18 protein-coding genes are annotated in these 17,012 nt (G+C 66.9%); 8 read left to right on the forward strand and 10 right to left on the reverse strand.

Annotated elements, in window-relative coordinates; all coding sequences use genetic code 11:
* Positions 1-1,329: a flavin-containing monooxygenase gene (locus WFQ67_RS12595; RefSeq protein WP_337057047.1), complete on the reverse strand. Its 1,329-nt coding sequence runs from the start codon at positions 1,327-1,329 to the stop codon at positions 1-3.
* A gap of 177 nt (positions 1,330-1,506) precedes the next feature.
* Here WFQ67_RS12595 and WFQ67_RS12600 point away from each other — a divergent pair, with 177 nt between their 5' ends.
* The gene (locus WFQ67_RS12600) at positions 1,507-2,253 is read left to right on the forward strand and encodes a spermidine synthase (RefSeq protein WP_173178238.1); all 747 of its coding nucleotides are present in this window, start codon (positions 1,507-1,509) and stop codon (positions 2,251-2,253) included.
* Here WFQ67_RS12600 and WFQ67_RS12605 read toward each other — a convergent pair.
* Both WFQ67_RS12605 and WFQ67_RS12610 read right to left on the reverse strand, forming a co-directional pair.
* Positions 2,208-2,942 carry an alpha/beta fold hydrolase gene (locus tag WFQ67_RS12605; RefSeq protein ID WP_244862909.1) on the reverse strand — a complete coding sequence of 245 codons (735 nt, stop codon included), beginning with the start codon at positions 2,940-2,942 and terminating at the stop codon, positions 2,208-2,210. The two genes, WFQ67_RS12600 and WFQ67_RS12605, sit on opposite strands and share 46 nt — an antisense overlap.
* A 20-nt stretch (positions 2,943-2,962) precedes the next feature.
* Positions 2,963-3,754, reverse strand: a complete 792-nt coding sequence (locus WFQ67_RS12610; protein WP_337057048.1) for a crotonase/enoyl-CoA hydratase family protein — start codon at positions 3,752-3,754, stop codon at positions 2,963-2,965.
* 360 nt (positions 3,755-4,114) lie between these two features.
* Between WFQ67_RS12610 and WFQ67_RS12615 the strand changes: the two genes are divergently transcribed.
* Positions 4,115-5,794 (forward strand): DEAD/DEAH box helicase, encoded by a 1,680-nt coding sequence (locus WFQ67_RS12615; RefSeq protein WP_173178235.1) that lies wholly within the window; start codon positions 4,115-4,117, stop codon positions 5,792-5,794.
* A gap of 119 nt (positions 5,795-5,913) precedes the next feature.
* Here WFQ67_RS12615 and WFQ67_RS12620 read toward each other — a convergent pair whose 3' ends face one another.
* On the reverse strand, positions 5,914-6,681 hold the full coding sequence (locus tag WFQ67_RS12620) for a DODA-type extradiol aromatic ring-opening family dioxygenase (RefSeq protein WP_337057049.1): 768 nt from the start codon (positions 6,679-6,681) through the stop codon (positions 5,914-5,916).
* A gap of 100 nt (positions 6,682-6,781) precedes the next feature.
* On the opposite strand from WFQ67_RS12620, the gene WFQ67_RS12625 reads away from it, so the two are divergent.
* The gene (locus WFQ67_RS12625) at positions 6,782-7,438 is read left to right on the forward strand and encodes a thiopurine S-methyltransferase (protein WP_213625312.1); all 657 of its coding nucleotides are present in this window, start codon (positions 6,782-6,784) and stop codon (positions 7,436-7,438) included.
* A gap of 64 nt (positions 7,439-7,502) precedes the next feature.
* On the opposite strand, the gene htpX is transcribed toward WFQ67_RS12625, so the two are convergent.
* From htpX to WFQ67_RS12645, 4 genes are all read right to left on the reverse strand, one after another.
* Positions 7,503-8,375 carry a protease HtpX gene (gene htpX / locus WFQ67_RS12630; RefSeq protein WP_213625311.1) on the reverse strand — a complete coding sequence of 291 codons (873 nt, stop codon included), beginning with the start codon at positions 8,373-8,375 and terminating at the stop codon, positions 7,503-7,505.
* Between the two features lie 85 nt (positions 8,376-8,460).
* Complete coding sequence (locus WFQ67_RS12635) at positions 8,461-8,913, reverse strand: hypothetical protein (protein ID WP_173178232.1); 453 nt, start codon at positions 8,911-8,913, stop codon at positions 8,461-8,463.
* Positions 8,914-8,915: 2 nt separating this feature from the next.
* Positions 8,916-9,662, reverse strand: a complete 747-nt coding sequence (locus WFQ67_RS12640; RefSeq protein ID WP_337057051.1) for an SDR family NAD(P)-dependent oxidoreductase — start codon at positions 9,660-9,662, stop codon at positions 8,916-8,918.
* An 11-nt stretch (positions 9,663-9,673) separates the two neighbouring features.
* Positions 9,674-10,885 (reverse strand): pyridoxal phosphate-dependent aminotransferase, encoded by a 1,212-nt coding sequence (locus tag WFQ67_RS12645; RefSeq protein ID WP_173178230.1) that lies wholly within the window; start codon positions 10,883-10,885, stop codon positions 9,674-9,676.
* A gap of 147 nt (positions 10,886-11,032) precedes the next feature.
* Here WFQ67_RS12645 and msrB point away from each other — a divergent pair, with 147 nt between their 5' ends.
* The 3 genes from msrB to WFQ67_RS12660 all read left to right on the forward strand — a co-directional run bounded on the left by msrB (position 11,033) and on the right by WFQ67_RS12660 (position 12,493).
* Complete coding sequence (msrB, locus tag WFQ67_RS12650) at positions 11,033-11,431, forward strand: peptide-methionine (R)-S-oxide reductase MsrB (RefSeq protein WP_173178229.1); 399 nt, start codon at positions 11,033-11,035, stop codon at positions 11,429-11,431.
* A 109-nt stretch (positions 11,432-11,540) separates the two neighbouring features.
* Positions 11,541-12,026, forward strand: a complete 486-nt coding sequence (locus tag WFQ67_RS12655) for a glutathione peroxidase (RefSeq protein WP_173178228.1) — start codon at positions 11,541-11,543, stop codon at positions 12,024-12,026.
* Complete coding sequence (locus WFQ67_RS12660) at positions 12,023-12,493, forward strand: MarR family winged helix-turn-helix transcriptional regulator (RefSeq protein ID WP_337057052.1); 471 nt, start codon at positions 12,023-12,025, stop codon at positions 12,491-12,493. The genes WFQ67_RS12655 and WFQ67_RS12660 overlap by 4 nt, the downstream gene beginning before the upstream one ends.
* On the opposite strand, the gene WFQ67_RS12665 is transcribed toward WFQ67_RS12660, so the two are convergent.
* A complete protein-coding gene (locus tag WFQ67_RS12665; protein WP_442969585.1) occupies positions 12,474-14,840 on the reverse strand; it encodes an ATP-binding protein in 2,367 nt (788 codons plus the stop codon). The two genes, WFQ67_RS12660 and WFQ67_RS12665, sit on opposite strands and share 20 nt — an antisense overlap.
* Positions 14,841-14,895: 55 nt before the next feature.
* Between WFQ67_RS12665 and WFQ67_RS12670 the strand changes: the two genes are divergently transcribed.
* Both WFQ67_RS12670 and WFQ67_RS12675 read left to right on the forward strand, forming a co-directional pair.
* A complete protein-coding gene (locus WFQ67_RS12670; protein ID WP_337057054.1) occupies positions 14,896-15,783 on the forward strand; it encodes an ATP-binding protein in 888 nt (295 codons plus the stop codon).
* Entirely contained in the window at positions 15,780-16,262 is a 483-nt protein-coding gene (locus WFQ67_RS12675) for a GAF domain-containing protein (RefSeq protein WP_213625307.1), read from the forward strand. The genes WFQ67_RS12670 and WFQ67_RS12675 overlap by 4 nt, the downstream gene beginning before the upstream one ends.
* Before the next feature lie 63 nt (positions 16,263-16,325).
* Here WFQ67_RS12675 and WFQ67_RS12680 read toward each other — a convergent pair whose 3' ends face one another.
* Positions 16,326-16,988 (reverse strand): glutathione S-transferase family protein, encoded by a 663-nt coding sequence (locus WFQ67_RS12680; RefSeq protein WP_213625306.1) that lies wholly within the window; start codon positions 16,986-16,988, stop codon positions 16,326-16,328.
* Positions 16,989-17,012: the final 24 nt, after the last annotated feature.

Below are 17,012 nucleotides of genomic sequence, written 5' to 3' on the forward strand. Positions count from 1 at the left end.
TCAGGCCAGCGCGGGGGCGTCGGCGGGCTGTTCGCGCAGGTCGCGGCGCAGCTCGTCGATATGCCGTTTCACGCTGCTGCGGTAGCTGTCCTTGTGCACGTAGTAGGCCATGCGCTCCAGTTCCAGGTAGGCGTAGCCGCCATCCAGGCGCTGCCCGGCGCGCTTGGCCTTGAGGCGACGGAAGCCCTCGGCCGAGGCGCTGCCGGCCCGGCACTGGCGGATGAACAGCGCCACCAGCTCGGCCTGCTCGGCGCGGCCCTGCCAGCCGAGGCCAGACGCTTCCACCATGCCCATCATGAACAGGTCGTCGTACTGCGGATGGAAGATGTTCAGGTACAGCTGCGGGGCCCCGGCGCGCTCGGGCCAGTTCAGCTCCTCGCGGGCGATGAAGGGGTAGTCCAGCTTGTAGCCCGTGGCCTGGAGGATGAGGTCGTAGTCCGCCCGGCTGCCGTCGCGGAACGCCACCTGGCGGCCTTCGACGCTGGCCAGGTCGGGCCGCGCCTTGATGTCGCCGTGGCCGAGGTGGTGCAGCACCAGGGAGTTCACCACCGGGTGGGATTCGTAGAGGCGGTAGTCCGGGTCGGGCAGGCCGTAGTCGGAGGGCTTGCCGATGAGGGCGCGGATCAGGGCGCCGTCGATGCGTTGCTTGAGCGGGCGTGGCAGCTTCACCGCGCCGCCGAAGGTGTCGATTGGGCGGCCGAGGAGGAACTTGGGCAGGAAGTAGTAGCCACGGCGTACCGAGATATCGACCGAGCGGGCGCGGTGCACGGCGTCGACGGCGATGTCGCAGGCCGAGTTGCCGCAGCCGATCACCAGCACGCGCTTGCCCTCGAACAGCGCCGGGGAGCGGTAGTCGGCCGAATGCAGCAGCTCGCCGTCGAAGCGGCCGGGCAGTTCCGGCTGGTTGGGCGCATGCAGGGTGCCGCTGGCGATGAGCACGCCATCCACCTGCCATTCGCGGCGCTCGCCGTTGCGCTCGCTGGTGAGCCTCCAGCCCTTGTCCTGGCGCTCCAGCGATTGGACGCGGGTGCCGAACTGGTAGTGCTCGCGCAGGCCGAAATGCTCGGCGTAGTCGCGGAAGTAGCGGCGCATCTCGCTGTGGTGCGGGTAGGGCGCCACGTCGTCGGCCATCGGGAATTCGCTGAACTCGGTGGTGCGCTTGGAGGAGATCAGGTGCGCGGACTCGTACATGGTGCTGTGGGGGTTGTCGATGTCCCAGAGCCCGCCCACGTCCTCGTGCAATTCGAAGCCGACGAAGGGGATTCCATGCTTCTGCAACTGGCGGGCCGCGCAAAGGCCCATGGGGCCGGCGCCGATGATGGCGTACATGAGTGGGATGCACCTCTTGGCTGTTATTCTTCTCGGGTTTTTTCGGGCAGCGCCTGGCTGGGCCTGCGGCATGCCCGGATTATGGCGAGGTGAGGGCACCTCGCTTCAATGGCAAACGGCGCCTTTGTGGCGCGCCCCTGGTGCGAAATGTCACGGGGGGCGGACTGGGGAGTGGCGATGCGCGAGGAGCGTTTGCTGGCGGAGGTGCATGACGAGTTCGGCGTCATCCGCGTGCTGGAAGTGGGCGAGTACCGGTTTCTCGAGTTCGGCGAGGCGGTGGAGCAGAGCTGCGTCTTCACTGCCGATCCCTGCTGGCTGGAGTACGACTACACCCGCGCGATGCTGCTGGGCGCGCTGTGCCACGAGTACCCGGAGAGCGCACTGTTCCTCGGCCTGGGAGCCGGCACCCTGACCCAGGCGTGCATGAAATTCCTGCCGCTGGACGATGTGGAAGTGGTCGAGCTGCGTCCCGAGGTGCCGCGCCTGGCCATGCAATACCTCGGCCTCGACGACGACCCGCGCCTCACGGTGCGCATCGGTGATGCCCTTGATTTGCTGGACAGCGCCGAGACCGCCGACCTGATCTTCGTCGATCTCTACACCGACACCGGCCCCGGCGTCGGCCACCTCGCCTGGCGCTTCCTGGAAAACTGCCAGAAGCGCCTCAACCCCGGTGGCTGGCTGGTGATCAACCAGTGGGCCGGCAACGACGGTCGTCCGCTGGGCGCCGCCCTGCTGCGCGGTCTCTACCACCGCCACTACTGGGAGTGCCCGGTGAAGGAGGGCAACGTCATCCTCATCGTCCCCGCCGATCTCGAGCAGCAACTGGACGTCGAGGCCCTGGCCGCCCGCTGCGAGGCATTGGCGCCGCGCCTGGGCTACTCGCTGCAACCCCTGCTGGACGTGCTGCGCCCGGCGACCTGATCGCCCTGATCGATCCCGACCGTCTTAGCGAAGCCTTCCAGTGCCTGGGCGGCTTCGTGCGGCCTGGCTTGCAGCAGGCAGTGCGGGGCCTCCAGTCGCAGGCATCGAAAGTCCCCTGAATAGCGTTCGATGAGCCGGGCAGCGTCAGCTGGCACCAGCCGATCCTCCGCCGCCTGCAGGTACAGCAGCGGCACCTGGATCCGCTGCAGGTGCCCGGTGGCATCCACATCCAGCACCGCGCGCAGCCGGGCCTGCAGGGTCGCCGATGACAACGGCGCCAGTGCGTCGACCAGGGCCTGGTTCAGTGCCGGGGTGGCGAACCTGCCGAGCAGCAACTGGCTCAGCAGGGCGCGGGGAGCCTGCCGCGGAGACAGAAGCGGCAGCAGGCCGCTCAGCCACGCGAGGCGGGGGTGAGGGTTGCGGACGAAGGTGCAGCAGAGCACCAGTCCCCGCAGCCCGGCGGGGCGATCGGCCGCGAGACTGATGGCGATGGGGCCGGAGAAGGATTCGCCGAGCAGGATGAATGGCCGGCCAAGGGGCAGTTGCTGCCTGACTTGATCCATCAATGGCGCATAGCCGAGCGGTTGCTGCGCCGGATAGCGCACGACCTGCGTGTGCAGGTCGCTACCCAGTGCCTGGATCAATGGAGCGAAGAGCTCGCCGCTGCCGTCCATGCCCGGCAGCAGCACCAGGGTGATTGTCGCCAGGATCAGCGCCCCTTGAATTCGCCCGGACGGCGTTCGAGCATCGCGCGTACGCCTTCCTGGGCGTCTTCGGAGCCCAGCAGGCGCTTGGCCACCGCCGGCAGGTTGCGAGCGGCGACCTGCTCGCCTTCGCTCACAGTCTGGCGCGCCGAGGCGAGGGTGGCCTTGATGCCCAGCGGTGCCTGCGCGGCGACCCGTTCTGCCAGCCACAACGCACGGGGCATCAGCTCCTCGCTGGCCAGCACTTCCTGAACCAGGCCGAGGCGGTAGGCCTCGTGGGCATCGAACTCATCGCCGGTGAGCAGCCAGCGCATGGCGTTGCCCCAGCCGGCGGCCTGGTGCAGGCGCAGGGTGGCGCCGGCGAACGGGAAGATGCCGCGCTGTACCTCCATCTGCGCGAAACGGGTGTTGCTGGCGCAGAGGTTGATGTCGGCGGCCAGCATCAGCTCGATGCCGATGGTGAAGCAGTAGCCCTGTACGGCCAGGATCAGCGGTTTGGAAAGGCGCTCGCCGCCGAAGGTGCCCCAGGGGTCGACCGCGCCCTCCGGCAACTGCCAGCCGTTCCTGAAGGTCTCGGCGACATTGGCCAGGTCCAGCCCCGCGGTGAAGTGCTCGCCATGGGCGAAGACCAGCGCGCAGCGCGCGTCGTCATCGCGCTCGTATTCGCCCAATGCCGTGACCAGGTCATCGAGCATCGCCCGGTCGAAGGCATTGCGCTTGGCGGTACGGTCCAGTCCGAGCAGCAGGACGTGGCCGCGTTTCTCACGGCTAACGCGGCCAGGGGTGGCTTGGGTCATGGGTGGGTCCTTTGGCGTGGAAGGGGCGGGGGCATGGAGGATATAGCCGGGGCGTGGGTCGTTGTCCACGAGGAATGACCGTCCGGCGGCGTTGATGACGAACATGTGAAAAACACGCGCGACGGTCAGCTTTTTCCGGTATGATTTGCGCCGGCCTTAACCGGCCCCGTTCAGGAACTGCATTTTTCGAGGCATTCGCCTTCGGCTGCACCGTCCGCTTCGCGGACTACCCTTGACGTTACATCCATATCAATAAGCAACTCGCAAATTCTCTCCCAGGCTGCCAGGGTGACCCACAAGGTCTTTCGGCATATGCAGCTCTGGGATTTGGGTCTTTGCGGATGCACATGAGGCAGACCCATGACCCAGGATATCGGCGGATTCGCCGCGCTCGGACTTCATCCCAACGTTCTCGCAGCCATCTCGGCTGTCGGCTATGAAGAGCCATCTCCCATCCAGGCCCAGTCGATTCCGGTGATCCTCGCCGGCCACGACATGATTGGCCAGGCCCAGACCGGTACCGGCAAGACAGCAGCCTTCGCGCTGCCCATCCTCTCCCGTATCGATCCGGCCAAACGCGAGCCGCAGGCGCTGATCCTGGCACCGACCCGCGAGCTCGCACTGCAAGTCGCCACCGCCTTCGAAACCTACGCCAAGCAGATGCCCGGCCTGAACGTGGTCGCCGTCTATGGCGGCGCGCCCATGGGCCCGCAGCTCAAGGCCCTGCGCCAGGGCGCCCAGGTGATCGTGGCCACCCCCGGCCGCCTGTGCGACCACCTGCGCCGTGACGAGCAGATGCTCGCCACCGTGCAGCAACTGGTCCTGGACGAAGCGGACGAAATGCTCAAGCTCGGCTTCATGGACGACCTGGAAGTGATCTTCCAGGCCCTGCCGGAAAGCCGTCAGAGCGTGCTGTTCTCCGCCACCCTGCCGCCGTCGATCCGTTCGATCGCCGAGCGTCACCTGAAAGAGCCGCAGCACGTCAAGATCGCCGCCAAGACCCAGACCGTGGCCCGCATCGAGCAGGCTCACCTGATGGTCCATGCCGACCAGAAGGTCGGTGCCGTGCTGCGCCTGCTGGAGGTCGAGGAATTCGACGCCCTGATCGCCTTCGTACGTACCAAGCAGGCCACCCTGGACCTGGCTTCCGCCCTGGAAGCCAAGGGCTACAAGGCCGCTGCGCTGAACGGCGACATCGCCCAGAACCAGCGTGAGCGCGTGATCGAGTCCCTCAAGGACGGCCGCCTGGACATCGTCGTCGCCACCGACGTCGCTGCCCGTGGTATCGACGTACCGCGCATCACCCATGTGGTGAACGTGGACATGCCGTACGACCCCGAGTCCTACGTGCACCGTATCGGCCGTACCGGCCGTGCCGGTCGCGATGGTCGTGCACTGCTGCTGGTCACCCCGCGCGAGCGCCGCATGCTGCAGGTGATCGAGCGCGTGACCAACCAGAAGGTCGCCGAAGTCCGCCTGCCCAACGCCCAGCAGGTGCTGGACGCGCGCATCAAGAAGCTGACCGCCAGCCTCGCGCCCCTGGTGGCCGATGCCGAGGCCAGCCATGGCGAGCTGCTGGATCGCCTGATCGCCGACATCGGCTGCAGCCCGCGTGCCCTGGCCGCAGCGCTGCTGCGCAAGGCCACCAACGGTCAGGCGCTGAACCTCGCCGACGTCGAGCGCGAGCAGCCGCTGGTGCCGAGCGCCTCCCAGCCGCGCGAGCGTCGTGAGCGTGATGGCGAGCGCAGCACTGAGCGCAGCGAGTACCGCGAGCGTCGTGCTCCGCTGCCGCTGACCGAAGGCCGCGTGCGTTGCCGCACCGCGCTGGGGACTCGCGACGGCATCGCCGCGAAGAACCTGCTCGGCGCCATCCTCAACGAGGGTGGCCTGGCACGTGACGCCATCGGTCGCATCCAGATCCGCGAGACCTTCAGCCTGATCGAGTTGCCGGAAGACGGCCTGGATCGCCTGCTGGGCAAGCTCAAGGACACCCGCGTCGCGGGCAAGTCCCTGAAGCTGCGCCGCTATCGCGAAGACTGATCCACGCCTGAGGAAAAAGCCCCGCACTCGCGGGGCTTTTTTATGGGCGATGGTTTGGGTGGCGGCACTCCTGTAGGGGCGAATTCATTCGCCCAAGGCTGCAGGGCTGCCCCTGAGGTCTAGCCGAACCGATAGATATCCATCCCTAGCGCGCCGAGGGTGAAGCCGCTGTGCTCCACCTTGAAATCGCCACCGGCACCCCGGGCGAAATACAGCGGCAGCAGGTGTTCATCGCTGGGATGGCTGCGGCGGGCGTGGGGTGCCAGCGCGCGGTAGTCGTGCAGGGCTTCCTCGTCGCCAGCCTCCAGGCGCTCAACCATCCAGTCGCGGAATTCCAGGGCCCAGGGGGTGATCACTTCCGGCCCGGCGCGCCAGTTCAGCTCGCCCAGGTTGTGGGTGATGCTGCCGGAGCCGATCAGCAGCACGCCGCGTTCGCGCAGGGCAGCCAGGGCGCGGCCGACGCGGGTCTGGAAGGCAGGGCCGAGACGGCTGGGGAGGGACAGTTGCAGCACCGGGACATCCGCCTCCGGGTACATCAGCGACAGCGGCACCCAGACGCCATGGTCCATAGGGCGCTGTGGGTCGATGGCGGCGTCCAGGTCGTGTTCGCGCAGCAGACGCTGCACATCGGCGGCCAGCGCCGGGGCGCCGTGGGCTGGGTACCGCACCGCGTAGAGTTCGGGCGGGAAGCCGTAGAAGTCGTGCCAGGTCTCCAGCTGCGTGCCGCCGCTGATGGCCAGGCGCTCGCTTTCCCAGTGGGCGGAGACCACCAGGATCGCTTCCGGGCGTGGCAGCTCGCGGGCGAGCCGCGCAAGCGCGGGGCCACTGGCGCCAGGTTCCAGTGCGAGCATCGGGGAGCCATGGGAAATGAAAAGACTGGGTAACATCGGGCGCTTCCTCCGTTAGGATGAGCGCCATCTTCGGGGCTGGACGTATCGACATCCAGCATAAATTCTTGAGTGTTCCTATCGAATCGGCAGGTGGATCGTGCACGAGCGTTTCTGGCAGGACAGATGGGCCAACGACCAGATCGGTTTTCATCTGGATGAGGTCAACACCTATTTGCGGCACTACTGGCCCGCGCTTGGCCTGGCGCCTGGCTCGCGGGTGCTGGTGCCTTTGTGCGGCAAGACCCTGGACCTGGCCTGGCTGGCCGCACAGGGGTATCGGGTGCTGGGGGTGGAACTGGCGGAGAAGGCGGTGACCGGGTTCTTCGCCGAGCAGGGGTTGCAGCCCGAGATCCGCGATGAGGGCGCCCTGATCCGCTACAGCGCGGGCGCCGTCGAGATTCTCCTGGGTGATTTCTTCGCCCTGGATGCGCGGGAGGTCGCGGACTGTACCGGGCTCTATGACCGCGCGGCGCTCATCGCCCTGCCGCCGGATATGCGCGAGCGCTATGCGGCGCATCTGGGTTCGATTCTTCCGGCTCGCTGCGAAGGGCTGATGGTGACCCTGGAATATGGACAGGAACGCCTCGACGGCCCGCCGTTCTCGGTGCCGGAGGCGGAGGTGCGGCAGCGCTTCGGGGCGGATTGGCGCGTGGAGCTGCTGGAGCGCCAGGACGTGCTGGAGAAGAACTGGAAGTTTGCCTCCCGTGGGCTGGATGAGCTGTTCGAGCCGGTGTTCCGCCTGCAGCGTCGCTAGCGGGGATATATCGTGCGGACATGAAAAAGGCGGCCGGTTGGCCGCCTTTTTCGTGGCGCTTGGATCAGCCGCGGCGGCGCAGGGCCTCGATGCGGTCTTCCAGTGGCGGGTGGCTCATCAGCAGGCCGGCGAGGCCGTTCTTCAGGCCGCCGTTGATGCCGAAGGCGGTGAGGCTGTCGGGCATCTGCACCGGCACGCCCTGTTCCGCGCGCAAGCGCTGCAGGGCGCCGATCATGGCGTTGGTGCCGGCCAGCTGGGCGCCGGCTTCGTCGGCGCGGTATTCGCGTTTGCGCGAGAACCACATGACGATGATGCTGGCGAGGATGCCCAGGACCAGCTCGGCGAAGATGGTCGCGACGAAGTATCCGATGCCGTGGCCTTCCTCGTTCTTCAGGATCACCTTGTCGACGAAGTTGCCGAAGATGCGCGCGAAGAACATCACGAAGGTGTTCACCACGCCCTGGATCAGCGCCAGGGTGACCATGTCTCCGTTGGCCACGTGGCCGATCTCGTGCGCCAGCACCGCCTTCACCTCATCGGGCGAGAAACGCTCCAGCAGGCCCTGGCTCACGGCGACCAGGGCGTCGTTGCGGTTCCAGCCGGTGGCGAAGGCGTTGGCCTCGTAGGCAGGGAAGATGCCCACTTCCGGCATCTTGATACCGGCTTCGCGGGACAGTTGCTCCACGGTCTGCAGCAGCCACTGTTCGTGGCGGGTGCGGGGCTGGGTGATGATTTCGGTGCCGGTGCTCATCTTCGCCATCCACTTGGAGATGAACAGCGAGACCAGGGAGCCGGCGAAGCCGAATACGGCACAGAACACCAGCAGGCTGCCGTAATTCTGGCCAGTGAAGCGGTCTACGCCCAGCAGCTTCAGGGTGATGCTGGCGATCACCAGGACTGCGAGGTTGGTGGCCACGAACAACAGGATGCGCATCATGGTTAAAGCGGTCTCCTCAGGGAAAGACGGTGTAATGCGGGGTTATATAAGGTGCGCCAGATGCCTATTCAACCTGGGCTCTATTTCAAACTGTGTCGCCTGTCGTGCCGCCGGTCCCGACGAAGAGCAACCGGGTGAGGCGGGCGGTGCGTTCGCTGTTGCGGCTGGCCAGGGCCTCGCGCAGCTGGTGGGCGAGGGTGGCGTGGACGCGGCGCACGCTGGGTGGCAGTTCATCGTCGCTGCGCACGGCATGGGGCAGGGTGCGGGACAGGCGCAGGAAGCCTTTCTCGCTGAGTACGGCCTGGTCCAGCGCCTCGTAGCGGATGGTGCTTTCGTAGCGGATGTAGCCCTCTTCGGCCAGCCAGATCAGGGCGCCCAGGCAGCCCTGGTGGCGTTTGCTGGGGAGACCGAATTCGTCGGGTTCCTCGTGGCCGATCAGGTCCTCGATATAGAGGGCGACCTTGCGCGGAAAGGCCTGGTAGAGCATCAGCATGCCGGCCGCGCAGTCCTTGTAGAAGTCGTCGATCTGCAGGTCCATGGTCACATCGCCCTGGCGATCAGCGAGGTGGGCAGCAGGGGCAGCAGGCGGCCGATCAGGGCCCAGGGCCAGCCGGGTACGTAGGCGCTGCGAGTGCGTTTCTCGATGTGTCGGGCGATCAGTTCGGCGCCGCGTTCGACGTCGATGAGGAACGGGCGTGGGCCGGCGTCCTGGTTGATCGGCGTATCGATGTAGCCGGGTAGGATCAGGGTGGTGGCGATGGGGCTGCGGTGCAGTTCGAGCTCCAGGGATTCCATGTAGCTGATCAGCCCGGCCTTGCTAGCCGAGTAGCCGGCGGTGGCGGGCAGGCCGCGCTTGCCGGCGACCGACGCGATGGCGACCAGGTGGCCGTGGCCCTGTTCGCGGAACAGTTCGGTGGCGGCATCGAGGCAGGCGATGGCGCCGAGCAGGTTGGTTTCCAGGGTCTGCCTGTAGCGCTCGAAGCGGCCGCTGCCAGCCTTGCCCGCCAGGCCCATGCCGGCGTTGGCGATCAGCCCGTCGAGCCCTCCCAGGGCGTTGCGGGCGAGGCCTACGGCGTCCTGGCAGGCGGCATAATCGGTGACGTCCAGCGGCAGCACGGCGATGGTGCGGCCGTACTGGCTGCGCAGTTCCTCGGCCAGTTGCTGCAGGGTCTCCTCGCGCCGTGCGGCGAGGGCGAGGTCATGCCCCTGGCTGGCGAGGCGCCGGGCCAGGGCCATGCCGATGCCGGAGCTGGCACCGGTGAGCAGGTAGCGTCTGGCCTGGCCCATGCTGGCGTTCCTTACTGGCGATAGGACTTGAGGAAGTTGCCGATGCGGCCGATGGCCTGCTCCAGGTCGTCGACGCGGGGCAGGGTGACCACGCGGAAGTGGTCCGGCCACGGCCAGTTGAAGGCGGTGCCCTGGACGATCAGCAGCTTCTCGGAGAGCAGCAGGTCGAGGACGAATTTCTCGTCGTTGACGATGGGGCAGACCTTCGGGTCGATGCGCGGGAAGGCGTAGAGCGCGCCCATGGGCTTGACGCAACTGACGCCCGGGATGTCGTTGAGCAGTTCCCAGGTACGGTTGCGCTGCTCCAGCAGGCGGCCGTTGGGCAGCACGAGGTCGTTGATGCTCTGGTAGCCGCCCAGGGCGGTCTGGATCGCATGCTGGCTCGGCACATTGGCGCACAGGCGCATGTTGGCCAGGATGTCGATGCCTTCGATGTAGCTCTGCGCACGCTGCTTGGGCCCGGAGATGGCGACCCAGCCGGAGCGGAAGCCGGCCACGCGGTAGGACTTGGACAGGCCGTTGAAGGTCAGGCAGAGCACGTCCGGTGCCAGGGAAGCGGTGGAGATGTGCACGGCTTCGTCGTAGAGGATCTTGTCGTAGATCTCGTCGGAGAACAGCACCAGGTTGTGCTGGCGGGCCAGCTCGACCATCCCCTCCAGCAGTTCCCTGGAGTACACGGCGCCGGTGGGGTTGTTCGGGTTGATGATCACCATGGCCTTGGTGTTGGGGGTGATCTTGGCCTTGATGTCTTCGAGGTCGGGGAACCAGTCGGCCTGCTCGTCGCACAGGTAGTGCACCGGCTTGCCGCCGGCCAGGCTCACGGCGGCGGTCCACAGCGGGTAGTCGGGGGCCGGGATCAGCACCTCGTCACCGTTGTTGAGCAGCGCCTGCATGCACATGACGATCAGCTCGGACACGCCGTTGCCGAGGTAGATGTCCTCGATGCCGATGCCTTCCACCTGCTTCTGCTGGTAGTACTGCATCACCGCCTTGCGCGCGCTGAACAGCCCCTTGGAGTCGCTGTAGCCCTGGGCGGTCGGCAGGTTGCGGATCACGTCCTGGAGGATTTCCTCGGGGGCTTCGAAACCGAACGGCGCCGGGTTGCCGATGTTCAGCTTGAGGATGCGGTGGCCTTCCTCTTCCAGGCGTTTGGCGTGCTTGAGCACGGGCCCGCGGATGTCGTAGCAGACGTTGGCGAGCTTGTTCGATTTGCTGACCTGCATGGTGGTTCGTGTCCCGATCTGAGGAAACTGCGCCTTGGCAGCCTGTAACGCCGCTGCCAGACTGGCGTCTAAAGCCACGCATGATACGTGCGGCCCGATGACCGGAAAAGGTACTGGTCGGGCTTTTTTCCGTAGCCGAGGTGACCCATGGAAAAGCTGGACAAACCCCTTGAATCCTGGCGTGAAGAGCTGAGCGAAGCCCAGTTCCACGTCTGTCGCCTGGGGGGCACCGAACGTCCCTTCACCGGTGAGTACAACGGCACCAAGACGCCGGGCATCTACCATTGCTCCTGCTGCGGCGCGGCGCTGTTCGACTCCGATGCCAAGTACGATTCCGGCAGCGGCTGGCCGAGCTATTTCCAGCCGGTGGACGGCAGTGCGATCGAGGAGAAGGAGGACTTCAGCCATGGCATGCACCGCATCGAGGTGCGCTGCGCCCGTTGCGAAGCGCACCTGGGCCATGTGTTCCCGGATGGCCCGCGCCCGACCGGCCTGCGCTACTGCATCAACTCGGTGTCGCTGAAGCTGGTTCCTCGCGAAGGCTGATCGAAGGGGCCCGCCCGATGCGCGGGCCTTTTTTACTGTATTTAAATTGCATGCAATTCAATTGCGAGCTATTTTTGTCGCCGTCATCCCCCAACTGCAGGCACATCACATGAGCGCGAAGCTTTTCGATATCCCCGTCACCACCATCAAGGGCGAGCAGAAGACGCTGGCCGATTTCGGCGGCAAGGCCGTGCTGGTGGTCAATACCGCGAGCAAGTGCGGCTTCACCCCTCAGTACAAGGGCCTGGAGAGCATCTGGCAGCAGTACAGGGACAAGGGCCTGGTGGTGCTCGGCTTCCCCTGCAACCAGTTCGGCAAGCAGGAGCCGGGTGACGAGGGCGCCATCTCCGAATTCTGCGAGCTGAACTTCGGCGTCAGCTTCCCGCTGTTCAAGAAGATCGACGTCAACGGCGCCGACGCCCACCCGCTCTATGTCGAGCTGAAGAACCGCGCGCCCGGCCTCCTGGGCAGCAAGGGCATCAAGTGGAACTTCACCAAGTTCCTGATCGACGGCGAAGGCCGCCAGGTGAAGCGCTTCGCGCCGACCACCAAGCCAGAAGAGCTCACCGCCGAGATCGAAGCGCTGCTGAAATGACCCTGCCCGAATCGCCCGACGCCGACCTGCTGCTGGACAACCAGCTGTGCTTCAAGCTCTACGCCGCCTCGCGCGCCGTGATCCGTGGCTACCGGCCCCTGCTCGAACAGCTGGGCCTGACCTACCCGCAGTACCTGGTCATGCTGGTGCTCTGGGAGTGGCACGCCACGCCGCCCGAGCAGCCCACGGTGAAGGCCCTGGGCGAGCGTCTGATGCTGGACTCCGGCACCCTGACGCCGCTGCTCAAGCGCCTCGAGCAGCTCGGCCATGTGCTGCGCCGTCGTGCGGCCCATGACGAGCGCGAGGTGCATCTGGGGTTGAGCGAGTCCGGCGTCGCGCTGCGCGAGCAGGTGCCGGCGCTGCGCGCGGAGCTGATCTGCAGCAGCGGCCTGGACCTCAACGAGATGGTGGAGCTGCGCAGCCGGTTGTCCGAACTGCTCGGGCGCTTCACTGGGTTGGCTGGGTAGCCGGCAGCCAGTTGTCCAACAGGGCGACCAGCTCTTCCCGGCGGAAGGGCTTGGCCAGGTAGTCGTCCATGCCGGCGGCGCGGCAACGTTCGCGTTCGTCCGGCAGGGCGTTGGCGGTCAGCGCGACGATGGGCAGGCCCGGCCAGTTGCCGCTCTGGCGGATGCGCCGGGTGGCCTCGTAGCCGTCCATGATCGGCATGTTGCAGTCCATCAGCACCAGGTCCACGGGCTCCTCGGCGAGCATCTGCAGGGCCTCGCCCCCGTGGGCGGCGATCAGCACCTCGCAACCCAGCTTGCCGAGCATGCCCTTGGCCACCAACTGGTTCACCGCGTTGTCTTCCACCAGCAGCACGCGTGCCGAGCGCGCCAGGCGCTGCTTGGGGGGCGGCGTGGGTGCGGGTTCGTCCGGCTGGGCCTGCAGGCTGCGGCGCAGCGCCTGGTAGAGCGCCGAGCGGGCCAGCGGTCGGGCCAGCTGCTGCAGGGGGGCGAGCGGGGTGGCCTGTTCGCCCTGGATGAAGTTGCCGTAGCCGGTGATCAGCAGGATCGGCGCCGTGCTTTCGCCGCGCAGGCGCTGCAGGTGTTCCGGCGAGTCGGTGATGACCTGGTCGAACACCTGGCCCGCCAGGCTGGTGTCGACGTCGCGTCGCTGGTAGTTGATGCCCCAGGCCGGCAGCCATGTCTTCAGCAGTTCGGCCAGGCCGCTGCCTGCGGCGCACAGGGCGATGACGCGCCCCTGCAACGCCGGTGCCGGCGTGGCATTGGCATGGCTGGCCAGCGGCAGCTCGGCACTGAACAGGCTGCCGATGCCTTCTTCCGAGCGCACGTGCAGCTTGCCGTTCATGGCTTCGCAGAGGCGCCGGGTGAGGGCGAGGCCGAGCCCGGTGCCGCCGAACTGGCGGGTGATGCCGGCGCCAGCCTGGGCGAAGGGCTGGAACAGCTTGGGCATGGCCTCGCTGGAGATGCCGATGCCGGTGTCGCGCACGCTGACGGTCACGCCCTCGGCCGTGGGCGTGACGCGCAGGTCGACGCGGCCGAAGCGGGTGAACTTGAGGGCGTTGGACAGCAGGTTGCTGACGATCTGCCGGACCCGCGTCGGGTCGCCGACCACCAGCGAAGGCATGCGGGGGTCGATCAGGCAGCTCAGTTCCACGCCGGGTGCGGCGTTCTGCGAGAGCAGGCTGGCGGTGTCTTCCACCAGCACGCCGAGGTCGAAGGGGATGGCCTCCAGCTCAAGCTGGCCGGCCTCGAACTTGGACAGGTCGAGGATGTCGTTGAGCAGCTCGACCAGCACGTTGCCCGAGTCGTGGGCGATGGTCAGCTGCTGGCGCTGCTCGGGGTTCAGGGGGCTGTCCAGGGTCAGCGAGAGCATGCCGAGCAGGCCGTTGAGCGGGGTGCGGATCTCGTGGCTCATGTTGGCCAGGAAGGCGGCACGGGCCTGGGCGGTTTCAATGGCGTGGGTGCGGGCCATGTCCAGTTCCTGGTTGGACTGGCTGAGGCGGCTGTTGGTGGCTTTCAGCTCGGCCGTACGCGCCGAGACGATGTTCTCCAGTTCGGCGAGGTACTGGGTCAGGCGATCCTCGGCATCGCGGCGCTGTTCCATCTCGGCGAAGAGGTTGGCCAACTGGCGGTTGATCACATCCACCAGCACGCCGATCTCGTCCTGTTCATGGCCGGGGGGGCAGGGCAGGCGGTTGTCCACCGGATTGCGCGAGTCGCCTTCGCTGAGGGCGCGGATCAGGCCCACCAGGGGCTTGGTGAGCATGCTGTAGAAAAGCACCAGGAGGATCAGCGACAGCAACAGGCTGCGGACGAAGCCCGACAGCAGGGTGAGCATGGAGCGGCGCAGGAAATGGTTGCCGAAGGCGAAGGTGTCCACCTCCAGGTGCAGCAGGCCGAGGGTCTCCGAGGGGGCGTGGGCGATGTACAGCGGGTCCTGGAAGTCGCGACGCTCGCCGAACAGGAAGTCGCTGAAGATGCGGTAGTCGCTCTCGGTGCGCGGGCGGTTGACGCTGGCGAGCACGGTGCCGCTGTTGTCGATGATCTCGGCGCGGATCACCGCCGGGGAGCGCAGCAGGCCGAGCACCAGTTCCTGGGCCAGTTCGGCGTCGATGTTGTAGGCGATGCGGGCGGCAGGGTTGTGGCTGATTTCCAGCAGGGCATTGATCTCGCGCTCCAGCGAGGCGTTCTCGCTGGCGTAATCGATGCCGACCTGGATGATGCTGAGGAGTGTCCCGAGTACGAACGCCACCAGCACGGTGATGCTGGCCTGCTTGAACGACAGGCGTTGGGTGAGCGGGATATCCATGGGCGAGAAGATTTGGCCTTGTTCCGTGGGCCTGCCAAGCATAGCCTATCCCACCTGCCGACAGCCCGGCTCTCCGAGCTGAATCAAGGAGTTTATTGTGGATTCCCGTTTGAATGCCTTCCTCGAGCGCGCCGATGCCGTGCTCGCGCGCCTGGAGCCCCTGCTGCCCGCCCTGCGCCCCGAGATCGACTGGAGCGACTGCCTCGCCGCGCGCTGGCACCGCGAGGGGCGTGGCGGCTACCTGCAGCCGCTGGAAGTGAGCCTCGACCTCAACCTCACCGACCTGATCGGCGTCGATGCACAGCGTGAGCAGCTGGCGCGCAATACCCGCCAGTTCGTCGACGGCCTGCCCGCCAACCATGCGTTGCTGTGGGGCGCCCGGGGCACCGGCAAGTCGTCCCTGGTGCGCGCGCTGCTGGCCGCCCACGCGAGCGTCGGCCTGCGCCTGATCGAGATCGAGCGCGATCATCTCGCCGACCTGCCGCGCATAGTGGAGCTGGTGGCCAAGCTGCCGCAGCGCTTCGTGATGTTCTGCGACGACCTCTCCTTCGAGTCCGGTGAGGGTGATTACCGCGTGCTCAAGAGCGTGCTCGACGGCTCCCTCGAGCGCGCACCGGACAACGTGCTGCTCTACGCCACCTCCAACCGCCGCCACCTGGTGCCGGAGAAGGAGAGCGACAACGAGCACTGGCAGATGGTCGACGGCGAGCTGCACCCCAACGAGGCGGTGGAAGACAAGATCGCCCTGTCCGACCGCTTCGGCCTCTGGCTGTCCTTCTATCCCTTCACCCAGGAGCACTTCCTCGCCGTGGTGCGCCACTGGATCGAGTCCCTGGCCCCCGCCGGGCTGGCCTGGGAGTGGAGCGAGGAGCTGGAGAAGGCGGCCATCCGCTGGGCCCTCGGGCGCGGCAACCGCAATGGCCGTTGCGCCTATCAATTCGCCCGCCAATGGGTTGGCCGGGCGCTGCTGGAGACTTCCCCATGATCGACCTGCAACAAGCCGGTGCCGGCCTGGAGGGCTACGCCCTGCTGGCGGCCCAACTGGAGTCGCTGCTCGCCGACGAGCGCGACTTCATCGCCAATGCCTCGCAGTTTTCCGCCTTCCTCTATAACGAGCTGCCCGAACTGAACTGGGCCGGCTTCTACCTCAACAAGCAGGAAGAGCTGGTACTCGGCCCCTTCCAGGGCAAGGTCGCCTGCGTGCGCATCCCCTTCACCCGGGGCGTCTGTGGCGCTGCGGCACGCACCCGCGAGACCCAGCGTGTCGAGGACGTGCATGCCTTCCCCGGCCACATCGCCTGCGACAGCGCGTCCAACAGCGAGCTGGTGGTGCCCCTGGTGAAGGACGGCAGGCTGATCGGCGTGCTCGACCTCGACAGCCCGCGCATCGGCCGCTTCAAGGAGCAGGACCAGGCCGGCATCGAGCACCTGGCGGCGATCTTCCTGCGCCTGACCGACTGCTGATCGGCTGCGCCATGAAAAAGCCCGGCAAGTGCCGGGCTTTTTCGTTTCTGCGGGGCAGGGCGGTCAGGCCGCGCCGCTGAGCTTGGCCAGGGTCCGTTGCTCGCCGGGCAGAACCGTCTGCACCGACTCCCGCGCGCGGATGCGCTGGTAGTGCGCCGCCAGGGCCGGCCAGCGGCCGCTGTCCAGCAGCTCGGTGCCGTGCTCCATGTTGATCAGCTGGCAGCACAGGGCCAGGTCCGCCAGGGTCAGCTGGGCGCCGACGAAGAACTCGGCGTCGCCCAGCGTCCTTTCCAGGTAATCGAAATGCTGCGGCAGCTTGTCCTGCAGCGCCGCCTGCACGGCCGCCTCGTCACAGGGCTGGCCCATGGTCGGCTTGAGCGCGCGGTTGCGGAACACGCAGAAGGTGGTCAGCGGTGCCAGCTCGTAATCGGCGTACTTCTCCAGCCAGCGCACCCGGGCGCGCTGCTCGGCGTCGCGGCCATAGAGCGGCGGCAGGTCGGCGTGCTTGTCCTCCAGGTACTGGCAGATGACGCTGGAGTCGGCGAGGGTGAAGTCACCGTCGCGCATCGCCGGGATGCGTCCCAGCGGGTTCAGCTCGCGGTACCAGGCGGGCTGGCCGAAGGGCGTGATGATCTCGAGCTGGTAGTCGATGCCCTTTTCCAGGAGGAAGAGGCGTACCTTGCGCACGAAGGGGGAGAGCGGGGCGCCGTAGAGGGTGATGCTCATCGTGGGGGTCCTTGTCTGAGCGGA

The organism is Pseudomonas sp. USHLN015, assembly GCF_037153275.1.
Classification (GTDB): Bacteria; Pseudomonadota; Gammaproteobacteria; order Pseudomonadales; family Pseudomonadaceae; genus Metapseudomonas; species Metapseudomonas tohonis.